This is a genomic window from Sphingomonas sp. FG14 (assembly GCF_057809675.1).
This window is the reverse complement of sequence record NZ_JBMDKK010000019.1, coordinates 13,237-31,010: the sequence shown is the minus strand read 5'-3', so window position 1 is coordinate 31,010 and position 17,774 is coordinate 13,237. Positions and strand designations below refer to the sequence as shown.

Sequence of the window (17,774 nt, the reverse complement as noted above, 5' to 3'; positions counted from 1 at the left end):
GGCGCAGCGGTATCAACGGCCGCCCATTTTCGTGACCGCGCCCTTGTGCGCGCCGACGCCGCTGCGACGGCGGCGGAAAGGCCGCTTCGGCCGGTCGCCCGCAGGCTGCTCGCGGCGCTCGTCATGACGACGCGGCTGCTGCCCGCGGCCGCCGCGCGGCGGCTGTTCGGCACGCGGCGCGGCGGTCGGCTTGGGCAGGCGCGCCGCTTCCGCCGTGAAATTCTCCGGCAGCGGAATCGTGTCGAGCTTGACGCCGGTCAGGCGCTCGATCTGGCGCAGCCAGCCCTTTTCCTCGCCATCGACGAAGCTGACCGAAACGCCCTCCGCCCCGGCACGCGCGGTGCGCCCGATGCGATGGACATATTGTTCGGGCACATTGGGCAGCTCGAAATTGAAGACATGGCTGACGCCCGGCACGTCGATGCCGCGCGCCGCGATGTCGGTCGCCACCAGGAACTTGATCTCGCCCTTGCGGAACGCGCCGAGCGCGGCGGTGCGCTGCGGCTGGCTCTTGTTGCCGTGGATCGCCGCCGCGCCGATATTCGCCGCGTGGAGATGCTTCACGACACGGTCGGCGCCATGCTTGGTGCGGGTGAAGATCAATGCGCGCTCGATCGGCTCGTTCTTGAGCGTCATGGTGAGCAGCGCCTGCTTCTCCTTCTGGTTGACGAAGGTGACATACTGGCGGACGCGCTCGGCGGTGGTCGACTGCGGCGCCACCGACACCTTGACAGGATCGGTCAGGAACCGGTCGCCCAGTTCGGCGATCGCCTTGGGCATGGTGGCGGAGAAGAACAGGCTCTGGCGCTTGCGCGGCAACAGCTTGTCGATGCGCTTGATCGGCACGATGAAGCCGAGGTCCATCATCTGGTCGGCTTCGTCGAGCACGAAGATCTCGACATCCTTGAGCGTCAGCGCGCGCTGGTCGATCAGGTCGAGCAGGCGGCCGGGCGTTGCGACCAGGATGTCGACGCCCGCGCGCATGCGCTGGATCTGCTTGCCGATCGGCACGCCGCCGAACACGGTTTCGACCGACAGGCGCATGAAGCGCGCATAGTCGCGGAACGAGACGGCGATCTGGCTGGCCAGCTCGCGCGTCGGCGACAGGACGAGCATCCGGCATCCGCCGAGCGGAGTCGGGCGCGGGTTCTTGTGGAAATAATCGAGGCTGGGCAGCGCGAAGGCCGCGGTCTTGCCGGTGCCGGTCTGCGCGATGCCGCACAGGTCACGCCCTTCCAGCAGCGACGGGATCGCCTTGGTCTGGATCGGCGTGGGCTTGTCATAGCCCTTGGCGGCAAGCGCCTTGAGGATCGGCTCGGCAAGGCCGAGCTGGGTGAAGTTGGTCAAATCCGTAACTCACAATCTATGCGAGGCGTGCGCCAGGGCTGGCGCACGAACCGCGGGGTTCGATGACGACCCGCGTGAAAAGGGAAGCCTTGGGCAAAAGCGCATCTGGTTCGGCCGGCCCCGGAAACCCGGGCGTTCACGCTGCCGATATGGTCAGGGCCGGTCCACCGGCCTTGTGCGCTGCGGCGCATATGGTCGACAATGGTGGCGAAAGCAAGGCGGACCGAGACTAGCCCGCGTCGAACAACGCTTTCGCCTCCGCGTGACTCTTGCGCGATACGAACCACAGCACCGCGCCCAATATGATCAGACCGACCGCGAGAAAGGGAATCCTGTCCTCCGCGACAATCATCAGCGTCAGCCAGGCGATATTGATGATCACCACCCCCAGCGCGATCCATTCGTTGTTGCGCGGAAAATGAAAGGCAGCGCGGCCGTCGGGCGTCCGCACGCCGACGATGCCCTGATGATCGATCGACTTGTAATGATAGAAGCGCGCCCTGGTGCCCGGCACCAGATCGCCCTTGAGCGACGCGGGGACGACGAATTTTGGCAGCACCTTCACCTGCCCCTCGGCGGTGGTGAAGCTGGCGGATTTGAAGATCGCGATGCCCTTGGCCTCGCGCCCGAGTTCGATACTGTCCAACGTGCCATCGATGACCTGAACGCCCATGCCCCGTCCCCCTTTGTTCGATATGACTCGATATGATCAATCGGCAGGTGCGGCCCTGTTCTGGAATGACTGAATGCGCCGGATGATCGCCGCAAGCAACAAGCAGGTGGCCTGGGCTGAGGGTTCGACAAATTTCCGTTAGCTTCGAGCGCAGGTTCGAGCTTGCCGAGAACCGCAGTCGAGAAGGTCCCGGCTCAAGAGCTTCTCGACGCTGCTCGAAGCAATACGGTGTAGGATCGGATCCAAGCGCCGAGTCCGCAGGCCATCAACCGCCGCAACCATGCCATCGCCGCATGATTCGATGGCTCCGCCGCTTGCCCGCCCGCACTTCTTCACGCACAAGCGCGGCATGAAGATCGTCCTCGCTCCCCTCGCCGCCGCCCTTCTCTCCTTTCCCGCCCATGCCGCGCTGGCGCCCGCCGAACGCAAGATGGCCGGCGCCGTCGACGCCGATCAGGACCGGTCGATCGCGCTGCTCGAAAAGCTGGTCAATCAGAACTCCGGCTCGCTCAATCCCGAGGGCGTGACAAAGGTGGGCGAGATGATGCGCGCCGAGCTTGAGCCGCTGGGTTTCGCGGTGCGCTGGGTGCCGATGACCGAGACGAAGCGCGCCGGCCATCTGATCGCGGTGCACAAGGGCAATGGCCGCGGCAAACGGATGCTGCTGATCGGCCATCTCGATACGGTGTTCGAACCGTCCTCGCCCTTCCAGGCCTTCACGCGCAAGGGCGATATCGGCGAAGGCCCGGGCGCGGGCGACGACAAGGGCGGCATCGTCGTCATGGTGATGGCGCTACGCGCGATGCATGCCGCCGGCACGCTCAAGGATGCCGATATCGAGGTGGTGCTGACCGGAGACGAGGAGGATGCGGGCGATCCGATCGAGGTGGCTCGCCGTGACCTGATCGAGGCAGGAAAGCGCGCCGATGCCGCGCTCGATTTCGAAGGGCTCAGCATCGAAAACGGCAAGGACATGGGCTCGATCGCCCGGCGCAGCAGCGATAGCTGGACCGTGACGGTGACCGCCAAGAGCGGCCATTCGAGCGCGATCTTCGCACCTGGCGTCGGCGATGGGGCGATCTATGGCCTGTCGAAGATCGTCACGGCGTTCCGCACCGAATTGCCCGAGCCCAACCTGACCTTCAATGTCGGCCTGATCGCGGGCGGCAGCGACGTTGCGCTGAACGAAGGCAAGATCGCCGGCACAGTCGCGGGCAAATCGAATATCATCGCGGCCACCGCGATCGCGCGCGGCGACCTGCGGGCGCTGTCCAACGAGCAGATCGATCGCGTGAAGGGCAAGATGCAGGCGATCGTCGCACGACCGCTCGCCCACGCGACTGCCCAGATCAGCTTCGATCCGGGCGGCTATCCCGCGATGGCGCCGACCGAAGGCAACCGCGCGCTGCTCGCGAAGCTCAACGGGATCAACCGCGATCTAGGACTGGAAGAGATGCAGCCGCTCGACCCGCTGAAGCGCGGCGCCGGCGATATCGGCTTTGTCGCGAACGACGTGGCCGGGCTCGTGGGACTGGGACCGTCGGGCGCGGGCAGCCATGCCCCGGGCGAGACCGTGGACCTGTCCAGCTTCCCGCGCCAGGCGAAGCGCGCCGCGATCCTGATGACGCGCCTCAGCCGCGAACCGCGCTAGATCGCGCCATCAGGACCGTATCGCCATGACCAGAACCGCGCTCGTCATCCGCCATGTCTCCTATGAAGATATCGCCGGCTTCGGCGATCCGATCGAAGCGGCCGGCTATACGCTCGACAGCATCGACGCGACCGATCCGACCTTTGCCGATATCGATCTGGCCGTACCCGATCTGGTCGTGCTGATGGGCGGCCCGATGGGCGTTTACGAACGTGACGCGCATCCCTGGTTCGACCACGAGATCGCGCGTTTGCAACGGCGGCTGGATGCCGACCGGCCGACGCTGGGCATCTGCCTGGGCTCGCAGATCATCGCCGCGACGCTCGGCGCCGACGTCTATCCGGGGCCGGTGCAGGAAATCGGCTTCCATCCCGTCACGCTGACGGATGCCGGCGCGAACACGCCGCTCGCCGCGCTGGGCGACACGCCGGTGCTTCACTGGCATGGCGACACCTTCGATCTGCCCGAAGACACCGAATGGCTCGCGGCCAGCCCGCTTTATCCACATCAGGCGTTCCGGCGCGGGAACACGCTGCTCGCGCTGCAATTCCATGCTGAGATGGGGCTTGATCCCCGTATCGACCGCTGGATCGACAATGCGGCGGAAAGCCTGGCCGGGCTCGGCATTGATGGCGCCACCCTGCGTGTGGATTATGATCGGCTCGGCCCCGCCTGCGTAACGGCCGGCCAGGCGATGATCGCGCGCTGGCTGGCTATGCTGCCTTAAAGCAAATTTGGCTTGATCCACCTCCCCCCCGGCCCCACATGGGCGCCATGCTGATCGAGACCGAAACCACGCCCAATCCGGCGACGCTCAAATTCCTGCCCGGCCGCGCCGTGATGGGAACCGGCACACGCGACTTCGCTTCGCCCGAAGAAGCGGAGGCGTCGCCGCTCGCGGAAGCGCTGTTCTCGCTCGGTGACGTCGTCGGCGTGTTTTTCGGCAGCGATTTCGTCTCGGTCACCGCCGCGCCGGGCGTGAGCTGGGGTGATCTGAAGCCGCAGGTCCTGTCGGTGCTGCTCGATCACTTTTCGGCCGAAATGCCGCTATTCCACGCTGCCAGCGCCGTCGGCATCAGCGTTCCGGCGGAAGAGGCGTTCGCCGATGATCCCGCCGATGCCGATATCGTCGCACAGATCCGCGAACTGATCGACACGCGCGTTCGCCCCGCCGTCGCCAATGACGGCGGCGACATCATCTATCGCGGCTTCGACAAGGGCACGGTCTATCTCAAGATGCAGGGTGCCTGCGCAGGCTGCCCATCATCCACCGCGACGCTCAAGCATGGCATCGAATCGCTGCTGAAGCATTATGTGCCCGAAGTCACGGGCGTCCAGGCGGTCTGATCCGCCACAATCCGACATATCAGCCAAGGGAAAAGTCAAACATGGGCCAACCGCTCTCGTCCGATGCGCTCGACACGCTGTTTCGCAGCGCGCGCACCTATAACGGCTATCTCGAAAAGCCGGTGAGCGAAGGCCAGCTCCACGAGATCTGGGAGCTGATGAAGATGGGGCCGACATCGGCTAATATGCTGCCCGCGCGACTGGTCTGGTGCGTCAGCCAGGACGCCAAGGACAAGCTCGCCGCGCTTTCCAGCGGCACCAACGGCGCGAAGATCCAGAAGGCTCCGGTGACGGTGATCATCGGCATGGATGTCGATTTCCACGAACAGTTGATCGACCTGTTCCCGCATGCGCCCGAGGCACGCGACTGGTTCCCCGATCCGGCGGCGCGCGAAGTCGCGGCACTGCGCAACAGCTCGCTCCAGGGCGCCTATTTCATTCTGGCGGCGCGCGCGCTCGGCCTCGACACCGGACCGATGTCGGGATTCGACAACTCGGCGGTCGACCAGGCCTTTTTCGCCGATACGCCCAATGTGAAGTCCAACTTCATCTCGACGCTCGGCTATGGCGATCCGGCGACGATCTTCGATCGCCTGCCGCGCCCCGCTTTCGAGCGGTTCAACACGATCGCCTGAGCACCGTTCCGCCGGCATGCGCACGCTCGTGATCGAGACCGCGACCGGCGCCTGTTCGGTCGCGCTGATCGAGCAGGGCGCCGTCATCGCCCATGCACATGAGGAAGTCGGCCGGGGCCATGCCGAGCGGCTGATTCCGATGATCGCGGCGCTGCCCGACAAGGGCCGCGCCGCCGAGATCCTGGTCGATTGCGGACCGGGCAGCTTTACCGGGGTGCGCGTCGGCCTTGCCGCCGCCCGCGCGCTTGGCCTGGCCTGGGGCGCCGAAGTGCGCGGCTATTCCTCGCTCGCGCTGATCGCGGCGGGAGCGGACTGGAACGATGTCGACACGCTTGCCGTCGCCATCGACGGCGGGCATGGTCAGCTCTTCGTCCAGCGCTTCGCGAAGGAGCCGATGAAGCCCCTGTCCGATCTTGCCTCGCTCATTCCCGACGATGCCGCCCGCCTCGTTTCCGACGACCGGGTCGTCGGCAATGCCGCCGCGACGCTCGTCCGCGCGCGCGGACGGGGTCAGGCCATCGCCGCCGGCCTCGATGCAGCCCGCGTCGTCGATCTGCCTGCGGGCTTGCGGGCGCTGGCGGCCGTGCCGATCTACGGCCGCGCGCCCGACGCCAAGCCGATGGCGTGAGCATGACCGACGCCAGGGGGTATGGCGCGATCCGCGTGGTGAGCGTCGACGCGAGCTTTCTTGCCCCGGTGATGGAAATCATGCGTGCCGCGTTCGATCCGGCCTATGGCGAGGCCTGGACGTCAGCCCAGTGCGCCGGGATCCTCGCGAGCCCCGGCACCTGGCTGATGATCGCCGAACTCGACGGCCGCCCCGCCGGCTTCGCGCTGACTCGCGCGATCGTCGATGAGGCCGAATTGCTGCTGATCGCGGTCCATCCCGAGGCCCGCCGCCGAGGCATTGGCGCCCGGCTGATCGCCGCCGTGGCCGATGCGGCGCGACGCCGCGGTGCCACGAGCCTGTTCTTGGAGGTTCGCTCGAACAATCCCGCGATCGCGCTTTATACAGAAGCTGGCTTTTCGAAAGTCGGTGAGCGCATCAATTATTACCGCGGCACGAATGGTGATCTATTCGATGCCCATACTTACAGCCTGCCGATCTGATACTGCGAAAGCCGGTTCTTCATTGTCAGCCGCCAGTGCCGCGTTTAATGAGCGCGCGCGCCGCGACCCCCTTGCGCCGCCAATCCGACCCAGAAGAGAGAGATATGGACGAGCATAACGAGCTTTCGGAAACGTTGATCACGCTGACAGCCGACATCGTCGCGGCGCATGTCAGCAACAACAGCGTCGCGGTTTCCGATCTTCCCCTCCTCATCCAGAATGTTCATGGCGCGCTTTCCGGCCTCGGCACCCCTGAAGCCGAACCGGAAGTCAAGCAGGAGCCGGCCGTTTCGGTACGCTCGTCGATCAAACCCGATTTCATCGTCTGCCTGGAAGACGGCAAGAAGCTGAAGATGCTCAAGCGCCACCTGATGACGCATTATCAGATGACGCCGGAGCAGTATCGCGCCAAGTGGAACCTGCCGGCGGACTATCCGATGGTCGCCCCCAACTATGCCGAGCAGCGCCGCTCGCTCGCCAAGAAGATCGGCCTGGGCACGAAGCGCCGCAAGCGCTGAGAGACAGCCTGAACCAGCCTTAAAACGGGCGGCGGCAATCCCTTTCCGCCGCCGCCCTTTTCCACTCCTTCAAAAGCGGCTAGGGTTCCCCATATGGGGACTTCGGGGCGAGAAGAGCGAGAATCATGAGCCGCAAGATCGATGTTGAAGCCCTGTGCCACGAGAATGGCCTCAGGATCACGGAACAGCGCCGGGTGATCGCCCGCGTCATTTCGGAGGCCGAGGATCATCCCGACGTCGAGAAGCTGCACGAGCGCGCGGCAGCGATCGATCCCGGCATCTCGATCGCCACCGTCTACCGCACCGTCCGCCTGTTCGAAGAGGCCGGAATCCTGGAGCGCCACGATTTCGGCGACGGCCGCGCCCGCTATGAAGCGGCGCCGGAAGCGCATCACGACCATCTGATCGATGTCGAGACCGGCAAGGTGATCGAATTCGTCGATCCCGAACTGGAAGCGCTGCAGAAGCAGATCGCCGAAAAGCTCGGCTATCGCCTCGTCGACCATCGCATGGAGCTCTATGGCGTCGCTCTCGATCGCAAGAGCTGACGCGCTCGGACCCGTCCGACTTTTCGCGCGGCTGCTGGCGGCCGCGCTGCTGCTGATCTTCTGCCTGCCCGCCCATTATCTGTGGCGCGCCGCGCGCCAGGTATCGCCATGGCCGCGCCTGTTCCTCGGCGGCGTCGCGCGTATTTTCGGCGCGACCGTCGAAATCCGGGGCCGCCCGCTGAAGCAGGACGTCTTCTTCATCGCCAATCATCTGAGCTGGATGGACATATTGGTGATGGCGGGCGCGACCGGCACCGCCTTCGTCGCCAAGGACGACGTCGCGCGCACGCCGGTCGTCGGCTGGCTGGCCAAACTCAACAACACCGTCTTCGTCGCGCGCACCGATCGCCGGTCCGTCGCGGCACAGGTCGATGCGGTGCGCGCGGCGGTCGAGGTGCATCAACCGATCACGATCTTTCCCGAAGGCACCACTGGCGACGGCGACGGCATCCTGCCGTTCAAGGCATCGTTGCTCGCGGTGCTTTCGCCGCCGCCGCGCGCGATGCAGGTGCAGCCGGTGCTGATCGACTATGGCCATGAGATGGCTGAAATCGCCTGGGTGGGCGACGAGCCGGGTGGCGAGAACGCGGCCCGCATCCTGAAGCGACGCGGGCGATTTGGCGCGCGGCTGACCTTCCTCGAACCCTTCGACCCGGCCGCCTGTGCGGACCGCAAGGCGATCGCCGCAAAAGCCCGCCATCGCATCGCCGAGGCACTGGCTTCCGCATCCTGAACCGGCGCGGTATAGGCGCGGCCATGACCGACCCCAAGACCCCCACGCCGAAGACCTTCCACGTCAAGTCGTTCGGCTGCCAGATGAACGTCTATGACGGCGAGCGCATGGGCGAAATGCTCGGGGCGCAGGGTCTCACCGCGGCCGATGCCGACAGCGCCGATCTGGTGGTGCTCAACACCTGCCATATCCGCGAACGGGCGGCGGAAAAGGTCTATTCGGACATCGGCCGGCTCGCGCGCCGCGAAAACGGCCCGCGACCGATGATCGCCGTCGCCGGCTGCGTGGCCCAGGCCGAAGGCGCCGAAATCCACCGCCGCGCGCCGCAGGTCGATATCGTCGTCGGCCCACAGGCCTATCACCGGCTGCCCGACCTGGTCTCGCGTGCGTCGGCCGGCGGCCATGCGCTCGACACCGACATGCCCGCCGCGTCGAAGTTCGACGTGCTGCCGCGCCGCGCCCGGCGCCAAGGGCCGAGCGCCTTCCTGACCGTGCAGGAAGGATGCGACAAATTCTGCACCTATTGCGTGGTCCCCTACACGCGTGGCGCCGAGATCAGCCGTCCCTGGGACCAGATCGTCGATGAGGCCAAGGCGCTGGCCGATGGCGGCGCGCGCGAGATCACCCTGCTCGGCCAGAACGTCAATGCCTGGTTCGACGAACAGGGACGCGGCCTCCACACTCTGATCGAGACGATCGCGCTGATCCCCGGCATTGCGCGGATCCGCTACACCACCAGCCATCCCAACGACATGACCGACGGGCTGATCGCCGCGCACCGCGACATCGACGCGCTGATGCCCTTTCTCCATCTGCCCGTGCAATCGGGCAGCGATGCGATCCTCAAGGCGATGAACCGCAGCCATTCGACCGCGAGCTATCTGAAGCTCATCGAACGCGTGCGCGCCGTCCGCCCCGATATCGCGGTCTCCGGCGATTTCATCGTCGGCTTCCCCGGCGAAACCGACGCCGATTTCGAAGCGACGCTGCAGATCGTCCGCGACGTCGATTATGCGATGGCCTATTCCTTCAAATATTCGCCGCGCCCCGGCACCCCGGCTGCGACCATGGATGCCCAGATCGCGCCGCGACTGATGGACGAGCGGCTTCAGGCGCTCCAGGCGCTGCTCAACGAGCAGCAGCATCGCTTCAACCTGGCGAGCGTCGGCCGCATCACCGAGATATTGATCGAGCGCGACGGCAAGCGCCCCGGCCAGAAGCTCGGCAAATCGCCCCGGCTGCAATCGGTGATCGTCGAGAACGGGCCCGAAGCCGGATCGTTGCTGCCGGTCGAGATCGCCTCCGCCGGACCGAACAGCCTCATCGGCATCGCCATGGAACGCCGCGCCGCCTGACATTGTGCCCTTTGTGCGACAGCGGCCGTAAATTTGCGTGATCGCGCCGGCAGCGATGGACACAATCGCGTCACCGGACCATTGTAGCGATGTCCGTCGCGGGCGCCGCGCCCGCAGACGGCGTTCAAGGAGGCTTATGTCGCGCAAGCCAGTGCAAGCCCAGGTCGGCGATCGCTCGCGTCTCGAGATCGTTTTTGAAAAACCCCAGCTCCTCGGCCGACTGTTCGGCGAATATGACCAGAATCTGGTCGCCATCGAGAACCGGCTCGGCGTCTATATCGCCGCACGCGGAAACAAGCTGCAGATCGAGGGCGAAGCCGCCGCCGCCGCCCGCGCGCGCGACGTGCTCACCGGCCTCTACAATCGCATCGTCCATGGTGAGGATGTCGACGCCGGCATGGTCGAGGCGGTGATCGCGATGTCATCCGAACCGACGCTCGACGGCATCATCCGCCACGACGTCGCCGAACCGCCGAGCGTGATGATCCGCACGCGCAAGAAGACGATCGTGCCGCGATCGGCGACGCAGATCACCTATATGCAGGCACTGGCGCGCGACGAAATCATCTTCGCGCTCGGTCCGGCGGGTACGGGCAAGACCTATCTGGCGGTGGCGCAGGCGGTGAGCCAGCTCATCACCGGATCGATCGACCGGCTGATCCTGTCGCGTCCCGCTGTCGAGGCGGGCGAACGGCTGGGCTTCCTGCCCGGCGACATGAAGGAGAAGGTCGATCCCTATCTCCGCCCGCTCTACGACGCGCTGTACGACACGCTGCCCGCCGAACAGGTGGAACGGCGCATCGCGTCGGGTGAGATCGAGATCGCGCCGATCGCGTTCATGCGCGGCCGCACGCTCGCCAATGCCTTCATCATCCTGGACGAGGCGCAGAATACCACGCCCGCGCAGATGAAGATGTTCCTGACCCGCTTCGGCGAAGGCAGCCGCATGGTCGTCTGCGGCGACCCGCGCCAGGTCGACCTGCCCGATCCCGGCAAGTCGGGCCTGGCCGACGCGGTCGGCAAGCTGACCGGCATCAAGGGCATTTCGGTCATCGGCTTCAACGCGGCCGATGTCGTCCGCCATCCGATCGTCGGCAAGATCGTCCAGGCCTATGAAGGGCCGGATTCCTGATGCTTGACGTTGCCGTCCAGACGGAGCCGGAGTGGGATGACGGCGCCGACTGGGATACGCTGGCCGAAGCCGCTGTCCGCCTCGCGATCGAGCATAGCCCGCATCTCGACTGGTTGACCCGCACCCTGTGCGTGGAGGTGACCGTTCGGCTGACCGACGACGACGAGGTCCGGCAGCTCAACGCCCAGTATCGCGGCAAGGACAAGCCGACCAACGTTCTCTCCTTTCCGATGGTCCAGCCCGATCTGCTCGAAGTGCTCGCCAACACCGACGATGGCGAGGCGATCCTGGGCGATATCGTGCTCGCGCGCGGGGTATGCGAGCGCGAGGCGACGGAAAAGGAGATTTCGGTCGCGGACCATGCGACGCACCTGATTGTCCATGGCACGTTCCATTTGCTAGGCTATGACCATCAGGGCGAGGCCGAGGCCGAAGCGATGGAGGCGCTGGAGACACGCGCGCTCGCATCGATCGGGCTGGCGGACCCGTATAACAGGGACTGACACGTAAAAGCGATGCCAGACGATTCCGGGAACGGCGACAGTAGTAGCGGCCGATTGTGGAGGGGACTTCGGTCCCTGATCTTCGGAAACGAGAGCGAGCCGACTCTCCGCGACCAGATCGAGGAGGCGATCGAGGAGCATGAGGATGACAATGGCCGCAAGGCCGCTGGCGACCTTTCCCCGATCGAACGCCAGATGCTGCGCAACCTGCTCCATTTCGGCGAACGCGACGCGGGCGACGTCGCGGTGCCCCGCGCCGATATCGTCGCGATTCCCGAAAGCGCGAGCTTCGCCGAGCTGGTCGCGCTCTTCGCCGAGCACGGCCATAGCCGCGTGCCCGTCTATCGCGACAATCTCGACCAGATCATCGGCATGATCCACATCAAGGACGTGTTCGTGATCCTGGCCGAGGGCCGCAAGGCGCCGGCCGACATCACCACGCTGCTGCGCCAGCCGCGCTTCGTGCCCGAAACCATGGGCGTGCTCGACCTGCTGGCGGAGATGCGCACGACGCGCACCCATCTGGCGGTGGTGTTTGACGAATATGACGGCACCGAAGGCCTCGTCACGATCGAGGATCTCGTCGAGGAAATCGTCGGCGATATCGAGGACGAGCATGACGACGAACCCGAGGAAATGCTTGTCGCGCGCGGCGACGGAAGCTGGGACGCCGATGCGCGCGCCGAGCTGGAGGATGTCGCCGAGCGGATCGACGCACGGCTGGCCGAGGTGGAGGAGGATGTCGACACGATCGGCGGCCTGGCGGTGGTGCTTGCCGGCCATGTGCCGCAGCCCGGCGAAAACGTCGAGCATGTCAGCGGCTGGACGATCGAGGTGACCGAAGGCGATGAGCGCCGCGTGCTGCGCGTTCGCCTGCAACCGCCGCCGGAACCGATCGCGGTGGACGATATCTGACGCGATCGGAGCGACAGGAACAAGGGGAGTTCAACCATGGGGATCATCCGATATCCGGCAACCGCCCTCCTCTTGAGCGCTCTGCTGGCAGCCTGTGGCAGCAAGCCTGCGCTGACCCTGCCGACCGATCCCGACGAACGCGCGGCAGCCTGCTATGCCGCCAAGCTCACCCAGTTCGGCGCGAGCGACAAGAACACGTCGCTCACCGTCGTCCAGGTCAATGAAGCCGCGCATTTCCTGCTGCTCGGCGCATCGACCAACGGCATCGCTCAGCCGACCAAGGCCAAGGCGCTCGCCGAGCGCGGGCAGGCGCTGCTGGCCTCGATCGCCGAACGGAAGAACGCGGCCGACTATGCCGAACCCTGCGCCAAGGCTTATCCGGAGACGTTGCCGGCGGCGTTCAAGGCATTGCCAGCCGACAGCGCCGATACCCGCATGATGTGCTTTGCGCTCGCCAACGCACTTGTCCAGATCTACCAGGCGAGCGGCGTACGCCGGGACGACAAGGGTAGCGCCTATGCCCGGCTCAACGAAACGCTCGACACGCGGATCTCCGAAGAGATCCGGGCGGGCGGCGAACCCAATCTCGCCGAACTGGCGGGGCGTGCGGTTCGCGGGCTTGCGCTGGGCGCGCAAGCCGGCCCGCCGACCATGGTGATGGACGCCTGCGTGACCCGTTACCTGAAGCCGTGATCATGGGATACAAGAGGCACGCGACGCCCCTTGACCCGCAATGCCGCAGGCATATGGTCCGCACATGAAAAAGCCCATCCTGATCATCCTCGTCCTGCTGCTGCTGGGATTCGCGGCGGCATTCTACTTCGTGTCGCGCGGCAAGCCGGCCTTGCTCTCTGTCGAAGAGGTGACGGGGGCGAAACCCACAATCTCGTCGCCGCGCCCCGAAAAGCTGCCAACCGTCAACATCGCCGATCCGGTCGGCTGGCCGAACGGCGCCAAGCCCGATGCACCCAAGGGGCTGAACGTCGCGGCATTCGCGGACAAACTCGATCATCCGCGCTGGCTGTATCTGCTGCCCAATGGCGACATACTGGTCGCCGAAACCAATTCGCCACCGCGTGAAACCGGCGGCATCAAGAACTGGATCATGCGCACGCTGATGGGTCGCGCGGGCGCGGGCGTGCCCTCCGCCAACCGCATCACCCTGCTGCGCGATGGCGATGGCGACGGCAAGGTCGACCAGCGCACCGTCTTCCTCGAAGGGCTCAATTCGCCCTTCGGCATGGCGCTGGTGGGCAACACGCTCTACGTCGCCAATACCAACTCCCTGATGGCCTTCCCCTACGAAACCGGCCAGACGAAGATCACCGCCAAGGGCACCAAGGTGGTCGATATACCGGGAGGCGACGGCCACTGGGCGCGCAACGTGATCGCGAGCCCCGACGGCAAGCTGCTCTATGTCACCGTCGGTTCCGCCAGCAATATCGGCGAGAACGGGATGGACAAGGAGGTGAACCGCGCCGCCGTGCTCGAGGTCGATCCCGCCAAGAAGAGCTTCCGCATCTATGCGACCGGCCTGCGCAATCCCAATGGCCTGGCTTACGAACCCAAGACCGGCTGCCTGTGGACCACGGTCAACGAACGCGACATGCTGGGCGGCGATCTCGTTCCGGATTACATGACCTGCGTCGAGTTCGGCGCCGACTATGGCTGGCCCAACAGCTATTGGGGCGGTTACCAGGACAACCGCGTCGAGCCCTACCGGCCCGACCGGCTGGAATATGTGAAGCGCCCCGATTTCGCGCTCGGCCCGCATGTGGCGGCGCTCGGCCTCGCCTTCGCCGACGGCGCCAATCTCGGCCCGGCCTATGCGAACGGGGCATTTATCGGCCTGCACGGATCGTGGAACCGTAAACCGGCATCGGGCTATAAGGTGGTCTGGGTGCCGTTCGGCCCCAACGGCTATCCGCTGCCCTATGCGAAGCCGCAGGACTTCCTGACCGGCTTCCTGGTGGGTGACGAGGCACGCGGCCGTCCGGTCGGTGTGATCAAGGATCGCACCGGCGCCCTGCTCGTCGCCGACGATGTCGGCAACGTCATCTGGCGGGTCAGCGCCCCCGGCGCCGCGCCCGCCGCCCCGGCTGGTGCAGCGCCGCGCGCCTCCGGTTCCTGAGAGGCCGGCATGGCGACCCGGCCTGACGCGACCGTCGCGATTATCGGTGCCGGAGACCATATCGGCAGCGCGATCGCGCGAAAGTTCGCGGACAAAGGCTTCATCGTCTTCGCCGGGCGCCGCAACGGCGACAAGCTGAAGCCGCTGGCGGAGGAGATCGCCGCCGCCGGCGGGTGTATCGAAACGCGCTCCCTCGACGCACGCGTGCCGGAGGAGGTCACCGCCTTTCTCGACGACGCCGATGCCCGCGCGCCGCTGGCGCTCGTCATCTTCAACGTCGGCGCCAACGTCAATTTCCCGATCCTCGAAACCACCGATCGGGTGTTTCGCAAGGTCTGGGAAATGGCGTGCTTCGCGGGATTTGTCGCCGGGCGCGAGGCCACGCGCATCATGCTGCCGCGCGGACAAGGCAAGATCTTCTTCACCGGCGCCACCGCCGGGCTGCGCGGCGGCAAGGGCTATGCCGCGTTCGCATCCGCCAAGTTCGGGCTGCGCGCCCTCGCCCAGTCGATGGCGCGCGAATTGTGGCCCGCCGGGCTGCATGTCGCGCATCTGATCATCGATGCCGGCGTCGATACCCAATGGGTTCGCCAGATGATCGAGCAACGCGAAGGCGGCGAAGCGATCGAAAAAATGCATCCCGACCGGCTGATGCCGCCCGCCGCGATCGCAGACGCCTATTGGCAGCTCTTTTGCCAGCCCCGCAGCGCCTGGACCTTCGAGCAGGAGATCCGGCCCTATGGGGAGACCTGGTAGGAATAAAGTCGACAATAAGGGGAAAGACATGAAAGCCTGTCTGATCGGCGCGCTCGCCGCGATGGCGATGGCCGGCGGCGCGGCGGCGCAAACCGCCCAGCCCAAGATGACCTATATCCATGCCGGCGCGGTGCTCGATCGGCCCGGCGAGAAGCCCCGGGGCCAGACCACCATCATCGTGCGAGACGGCAAGATCGCGGAGCTCCGCAATGGTTTCGAAGCGCCACCCGCCGGCGCGGCGCTGGTCGATCTGCGCGATCGCTTCGTGCTGCCCGGTCTGATCGACATGCATGTCCATTTCTATTCGACCGGCGAACCGCTCAAATCCCGACTGGAGATGCCGAGCCGCGACCTGGAGGATCAGTTCGCGACCGCCGCCGTCAATGCGCGACGCACGCTCGATGCCGGTTTCACCACGGTGCGCGACCTGGGCGGCGAGCCGCGCGGCATCCGCGCGCTGCGCGACGCGATCGCGCGCGGCGACCTGGAGGGGCCAACGATCGTCAATGCCGGCGGCATGGTCTCGGTGACGGCCGGCCATGGTGACGCCAACGGCCTGAAGCGCGAATTCGCGGCAGCCGAGCGCGCCAATGATCCAGCGCTGTGCAACGGACCCGACGATTGCCGACGGGCGGTGCGCGAACAGATCTTCACGGGTGCGCTGACGATCAAGTTCGCGGCGTCGGGCGGCGTCGGCAGCAATATCGCCGGCGGCCTGGGCAAGCAGATGACCGACGAGGAGATGAAAGCGATCGTCGACACCGCCCATGCATTCGGCCGCAAGGTGACCGCGCATGCCCATGGCAAGGACGGGATCGACGCGGCGCTGCGGGCGGGCGTCGATTCGATCGAGCATGGATCCTTCATCGACGACGAGACGGTGCGCCTGTTCAAGCAGACCGGCGCGGCACTGGTGCCGACGATGCTCGCTTTCCAGTCGGTCCTCGAACAATCGCGCAGCGGCGAGCGGCCCGCCGCGTCAGCCGCCAAGGCGGAGGAAGTCGCGCGCGTCGTCAAGGAAAGCCATCGCCGTGCGGTGCGTGGCGGTGTCCGTATCGTCTTCGGCACCGATTCGGGTGTGGGGCGCCACGGCATCAACGGCCGCGAATTCGCGTTGATGACAGACGTGGGCATGACGCCCGCCGCTACGTTGCGCGCCGCGACGATCGATGCCGCGGCACTGCTCGGCCGTGGCGACAGCATCGGCTCGATCGAGCCGGGCAAGGACGCCGATATCGTCGCGGTTCCGGGCAATCCGCTCGATGATGTCCATGCGATGGAGCGGGTCGAGTTCGTGATGCGCCAGGGCGTCATCCACAAGGCGGGCGGCAAGCGCAGCGTCTTTCCCGCCGAGTAAGGGCCCGATGCTCTTATGGGTATCGACTCCGTCGAAATCCGCTCTAGTCTCGACCGGGTTCGCGTTCCGGAATGCGTCTGGATTCTCTCTGCCCGCAGGGAAGTCCAGACGGGCAGGTGATCCCAGAAAATCCCCTTGGCCAGGATATCGATGACGAGAACGATCCTGCTTTCGCTGCTGGTGGCCGGCGCCGCGCCGATCGGCATCTATGCCGTGGCGCAGCGCCAGGCGCCCGCGCTCGCGCCGACCGAGATCACCCAGGCAGCGCCTGCATCGGATTGGCGCGACATCCCGGAAAGCGACCTGCTGCTGATGAACGTGGCCGGCGGCGGGCGCGTCGTCATCCAGCTCGCGCCCGATTACGCGCCCGTCCATATCGACAATATCCGCAAGCTCGCGGCCCAGCGCTGGTGGGACGGCACCTCGATCAACCGGGTGCAGGACAATTATGTCGTGCAATGGGGCGATCCCACCGAACGCAAACCGCTGCCCGCCGACGTGACCGCGAAACCGCCCGAGGAATATCTGCGCGCCGAAACGGGACTGGAACCCGAATGGATTCCATGGCCCGATCCCTATGCGAAGCGCACCGGCTTCGCGGGCGGCTGGCCGGTGGGCGGCGACGGACGCGGCAAGATCTGGCTGGCCCATTGCTATGCGATGGTCGGCGTCGGCCGGAACATGGCGCCCGATACCGGATCCGGCGCGGAACTCTACGCGGTGATCGGCCAGGCGCCGCGCCACCTCGATCGCAACATCGCGCTGGTCGGCCGCGTGATCGAAGGCATGGAATATCTGTCCTCGCGCCCGCGCGGCACCGCCCAGCTCGGCTTCTACGACGACCCGCGCCAGCGCATCCCCATCGACAGCATCAGGCCGATGGCCGAGGCCGATCCAGGCGCGCGATCGACGCACCAATATCTGGCCGGCAAGAGCTTCGCCGCCTATCGCGAGGCGCGCGCGAACCGTCGCGATCCGTTCTTCAACGTGCCGGCGGGCGGTGCCGATGTGTGCAACATCCCCGTGCCGATCCGGCGCAGGCCATAATACAAAACAAAAAAAA

20 protein-coding genes are annotated in these 17,774 nt (G+C 65.9%); 18 read left to right on the top strand and 2 right to left on the bottom strand.

Translation table 11 applies throughout. The annotated features are described in order from the left end of the window. Positions 1–12 precede the first annotated feature (12 nt). Together ACODTA_RS26150 and ACODTA_RS26145 are read right to left on the bottom strand one after the other, a co-directional pair. On the bottom strand, positions 13–1,347 hold the full coding sequence (locus ACODTA_RS26150; protein ID WP_489070110.1) for a DEAD/DEAH box helicase: 1,335 nt from the start codon (positions 1,345–1,347) through the stop codon (positions 13–15). 229 nt (positions 1,348–1,576) lie between these two features. Then, a complete protein-coding gene (locus tag ACODTA_RS26145; RefSeq protein ID WP_489070108.1) occupies positions 1,577–2,020 on the bottom strand; it encodes a hypothetical protein in 444 nt (147 codons plus the stop codon). Between the two features lie 349 nt (positions 2,021–2,369). On the opposite strand from ACODTA_RS26145, the gene ACODTA_RS26140 reads away from it, so the two are divergent. The 18 genes from ACODTA_RS26140 to ACODTA_RS26055 all read left to right on the top strand — a co-directional run bounded on the left by ACODTA_RS26140 (position 2,370) and on the right by ACODTA_RS26055 (position 17,758). Then, a complete protein-coding gene (locus tag ACODTA_RS26140; RefSeq protein ID WP_489070192.1) occupies positions 2,370–3,671 on the top strand; it encodes a M20/M25/M40 family metallo-hydrolase in 1,302 nt (433 codons plus the stop codon). A 25-nt stretch (positions 3,672–3,696) separates the two neighbouring features. Next, complete coding sequence (locus ACODTA_RS26135) at positions 3,697–4,398, top strand: glutamine amidotransferase (RefSeq protein ID WP_489070106.1); 702 nt, start codon at positions 3,697–3,699, stop codon at positions 4,396–4,398. Between the two features lie 47 nt (positions 4,399–4,445). Further along, the gene (locus ACODTA_RS26130; RefSeq protein WP_489070104.1) at positions 4,446–5,018 is read left to right on the top strand and encodes a NifU family protein; all 573 of its coding nucleotides are present in this window, start codon (positions 4,446–4,448) and stop codon (positions 5,016–5,018) included. A gap of 41 nt (positions 5,019–5,059) precedes the next feature. After that, on the top strand, positions 5,060–5,653 hold the full coding sequence (locus tag ACODTA_RS26125) for a malonic semialdehyde reductase (RefSeq protein WP_489070102.1): 594 nt from the start codon (positions 5,060–5,062) through the stop codon (positions 5,651–5,653). Positions 5,654–5,669: 16 nt separating this feature from the next. After that, positions 5,670–6,281, top strand: coding sequence for a tRNA (adenosine(37)-N6)-threonylcarbamoyltransferase complex dimerization subunit type 1 TsaB (tsaB, locus tag ACODTA_RS26120; RefSeq protein ID WP_489070100.1), 612 nt, complete (start codon positions 5,670–5,672; stop codon positions 6,279–6,281). Between the two features lie 2 nt (positions 6,282–6,283). Continuing rightward, entirely contained in the window at positions 6,284–6,763 is a 480-nt protein-coding gene (gene rimI / locus ACODTA_RS26115) for a ribosomal protein S18-alanine N-acetyltransferase (RefSeq protein ID WP_489070098.1), read from the top strand. A gap of 104 nt (positions 6,764–6,867) precedes the next feature. After that, complete coding sequence (locus ACODTA_RS26110; RefSeq protein ID WP_489070096.1) at positions 6,868–7,281, top strand: Ros/MucR family transcriptional regulator; 414 nt, start codon at positions 6,868–6,870, stop codon at positions 7,279–7,281. 125 nt (positions 7,282–7,406) lie between these two features. Next, complete coding sequence (locus ACODTA_RS26105) at positions 7,407–7,829, top strand: Fur family transcriptional regulator (protein ID WP_489070094.1); 423 nt, start codon at positions 7,407–7,409, stop codon at positions 7,827–7,829. Then, positions 7,801–8,562, top strand: a complete 762-nt coding sequence (locus ACODTA_RS26100) for a lysophospholipid acyltransferase family protein (RefSeq protein ID WP_489070092.1) — start codon at positions 7,801–7,803, stop codon at positions 8,560–8,562. Before ACODTA_RS26105 ends, ACODTA_RS26100 begins: the two co-directional genes overlap by 29 nt. Before the next feature lie 23 nt (positions 8,563–8,585). Continuing rightward, positions 8,586–9,917 carry a tRNA (N6-isopentenyl adenosine(37)-C2)-methylthiotransferase MiaB gene (gene miaB, locus ACODTA_RS26095; RefSeq protein ID WP_489070090.1) on the top strand — a complete coding sequence of 444 codons (1,332 nt, stop codon included), beginning with the start codon at positions 8,586–8,588 and terminating at the stop codon, positions 9,915–9,917. Between the two features lie 136 nt (positions 9,918–10,053). After that, positions 10,054–11,049, top strand: a complete 996-nt coding sequence (locus tag ACODTA_RS26090; RefSeq protein WP_489070088.1) for a PhoH family protein — start codon at positions 10,054–10,056, stop codon at positions 11,047–11,049. Next, positions 11,049–11,552 carry an rRNA maturation RNase YbeY gene (ybeY, locus tag ACODTA_RS26085; RefSeq protein WP_489070086.1) on the top strand — a complete coding sequence of 168 codons (504 nt, stop codon included), beginning with the start codon at positions 11,049–11,051 and terminating at the stop codon, positions 11,550–11,552. Before ACODTA_RS26090 ends, ybeY begins: the two co-directional genes overlap by 1 nt. 12 nt (positions 11,553–11,564) lie before the next feature. Beyond that, positions 11,565–12,467, top strand: a complete 903-nt coding sequence (locus tag ACODTA_RS26080; RefSeq protein WP_489070084.1) for a hemolysin family protein — start codon at positions 11,565–11,567, stop codon at positions 12,465–12,467. Positions 12,468–12,503: 36 nt separating this feature from the next. Beyond that, positions 12,504–13,160, top strand: coding sequence for a hypothetical protein (locus tag ACODTA_RS26075; RefSeq protein ID WP_489070082.1), 657 nt, complete (start codon positions 12,504–12,506; stop codon positions 13,158–13,160). A gap of 64 nt (positions 13,161–13,224) precedes the next feature. Further along, on the top strand, positions 13,225–14,598 hold the full coding sequence (locus ACODTA_RS26070) for a PQQ-dependent sugar dehydrogenase (protein ID WP_489070080.1): 1,374 nt from the start codon (positions 13,225–13,227) through the stop codon (positions 14,596–14,598). A gap of 9 nt (positions 14,599–14,607) precedes the next feature. Beyond that, entirely contained in the window at positions 14,608–15,354 is a 747-nt protein-coding gene (locus ACODTA_RS26065) for an SDR family NAD(P)-dependent oxidoreductase (protein WP_489070078.1), read from the top strand. A gap of 28 nt (positions 15,355–15,382) precedes the next feature. Further along, positions 15,383–16,711: a metal-dependent hydrolase family protein gene (locus ACODTA_RS26060; RefSeq protein ID WP_489070076.1), complete on the top strand. Its 1,329-nt coding sequence runs from the start codon at positions 15,383–15,385 to the stop codon at positions 16,709–16,711. Between the two features lie 150 nt (positions 16,712–16,861). Beyond that, positions 16,862–17,758, top strand: coding sequence for a peptidylprolyl isomerase (locus ACODTA_RS26055; RefSeq protein WP_489070074.1), 897 nt, complete (start codon positions 16,862–16,864; stop codon positions 17,756–17,758). Positions 17,759–17,774: the final 16 nt, after the last annotated feature.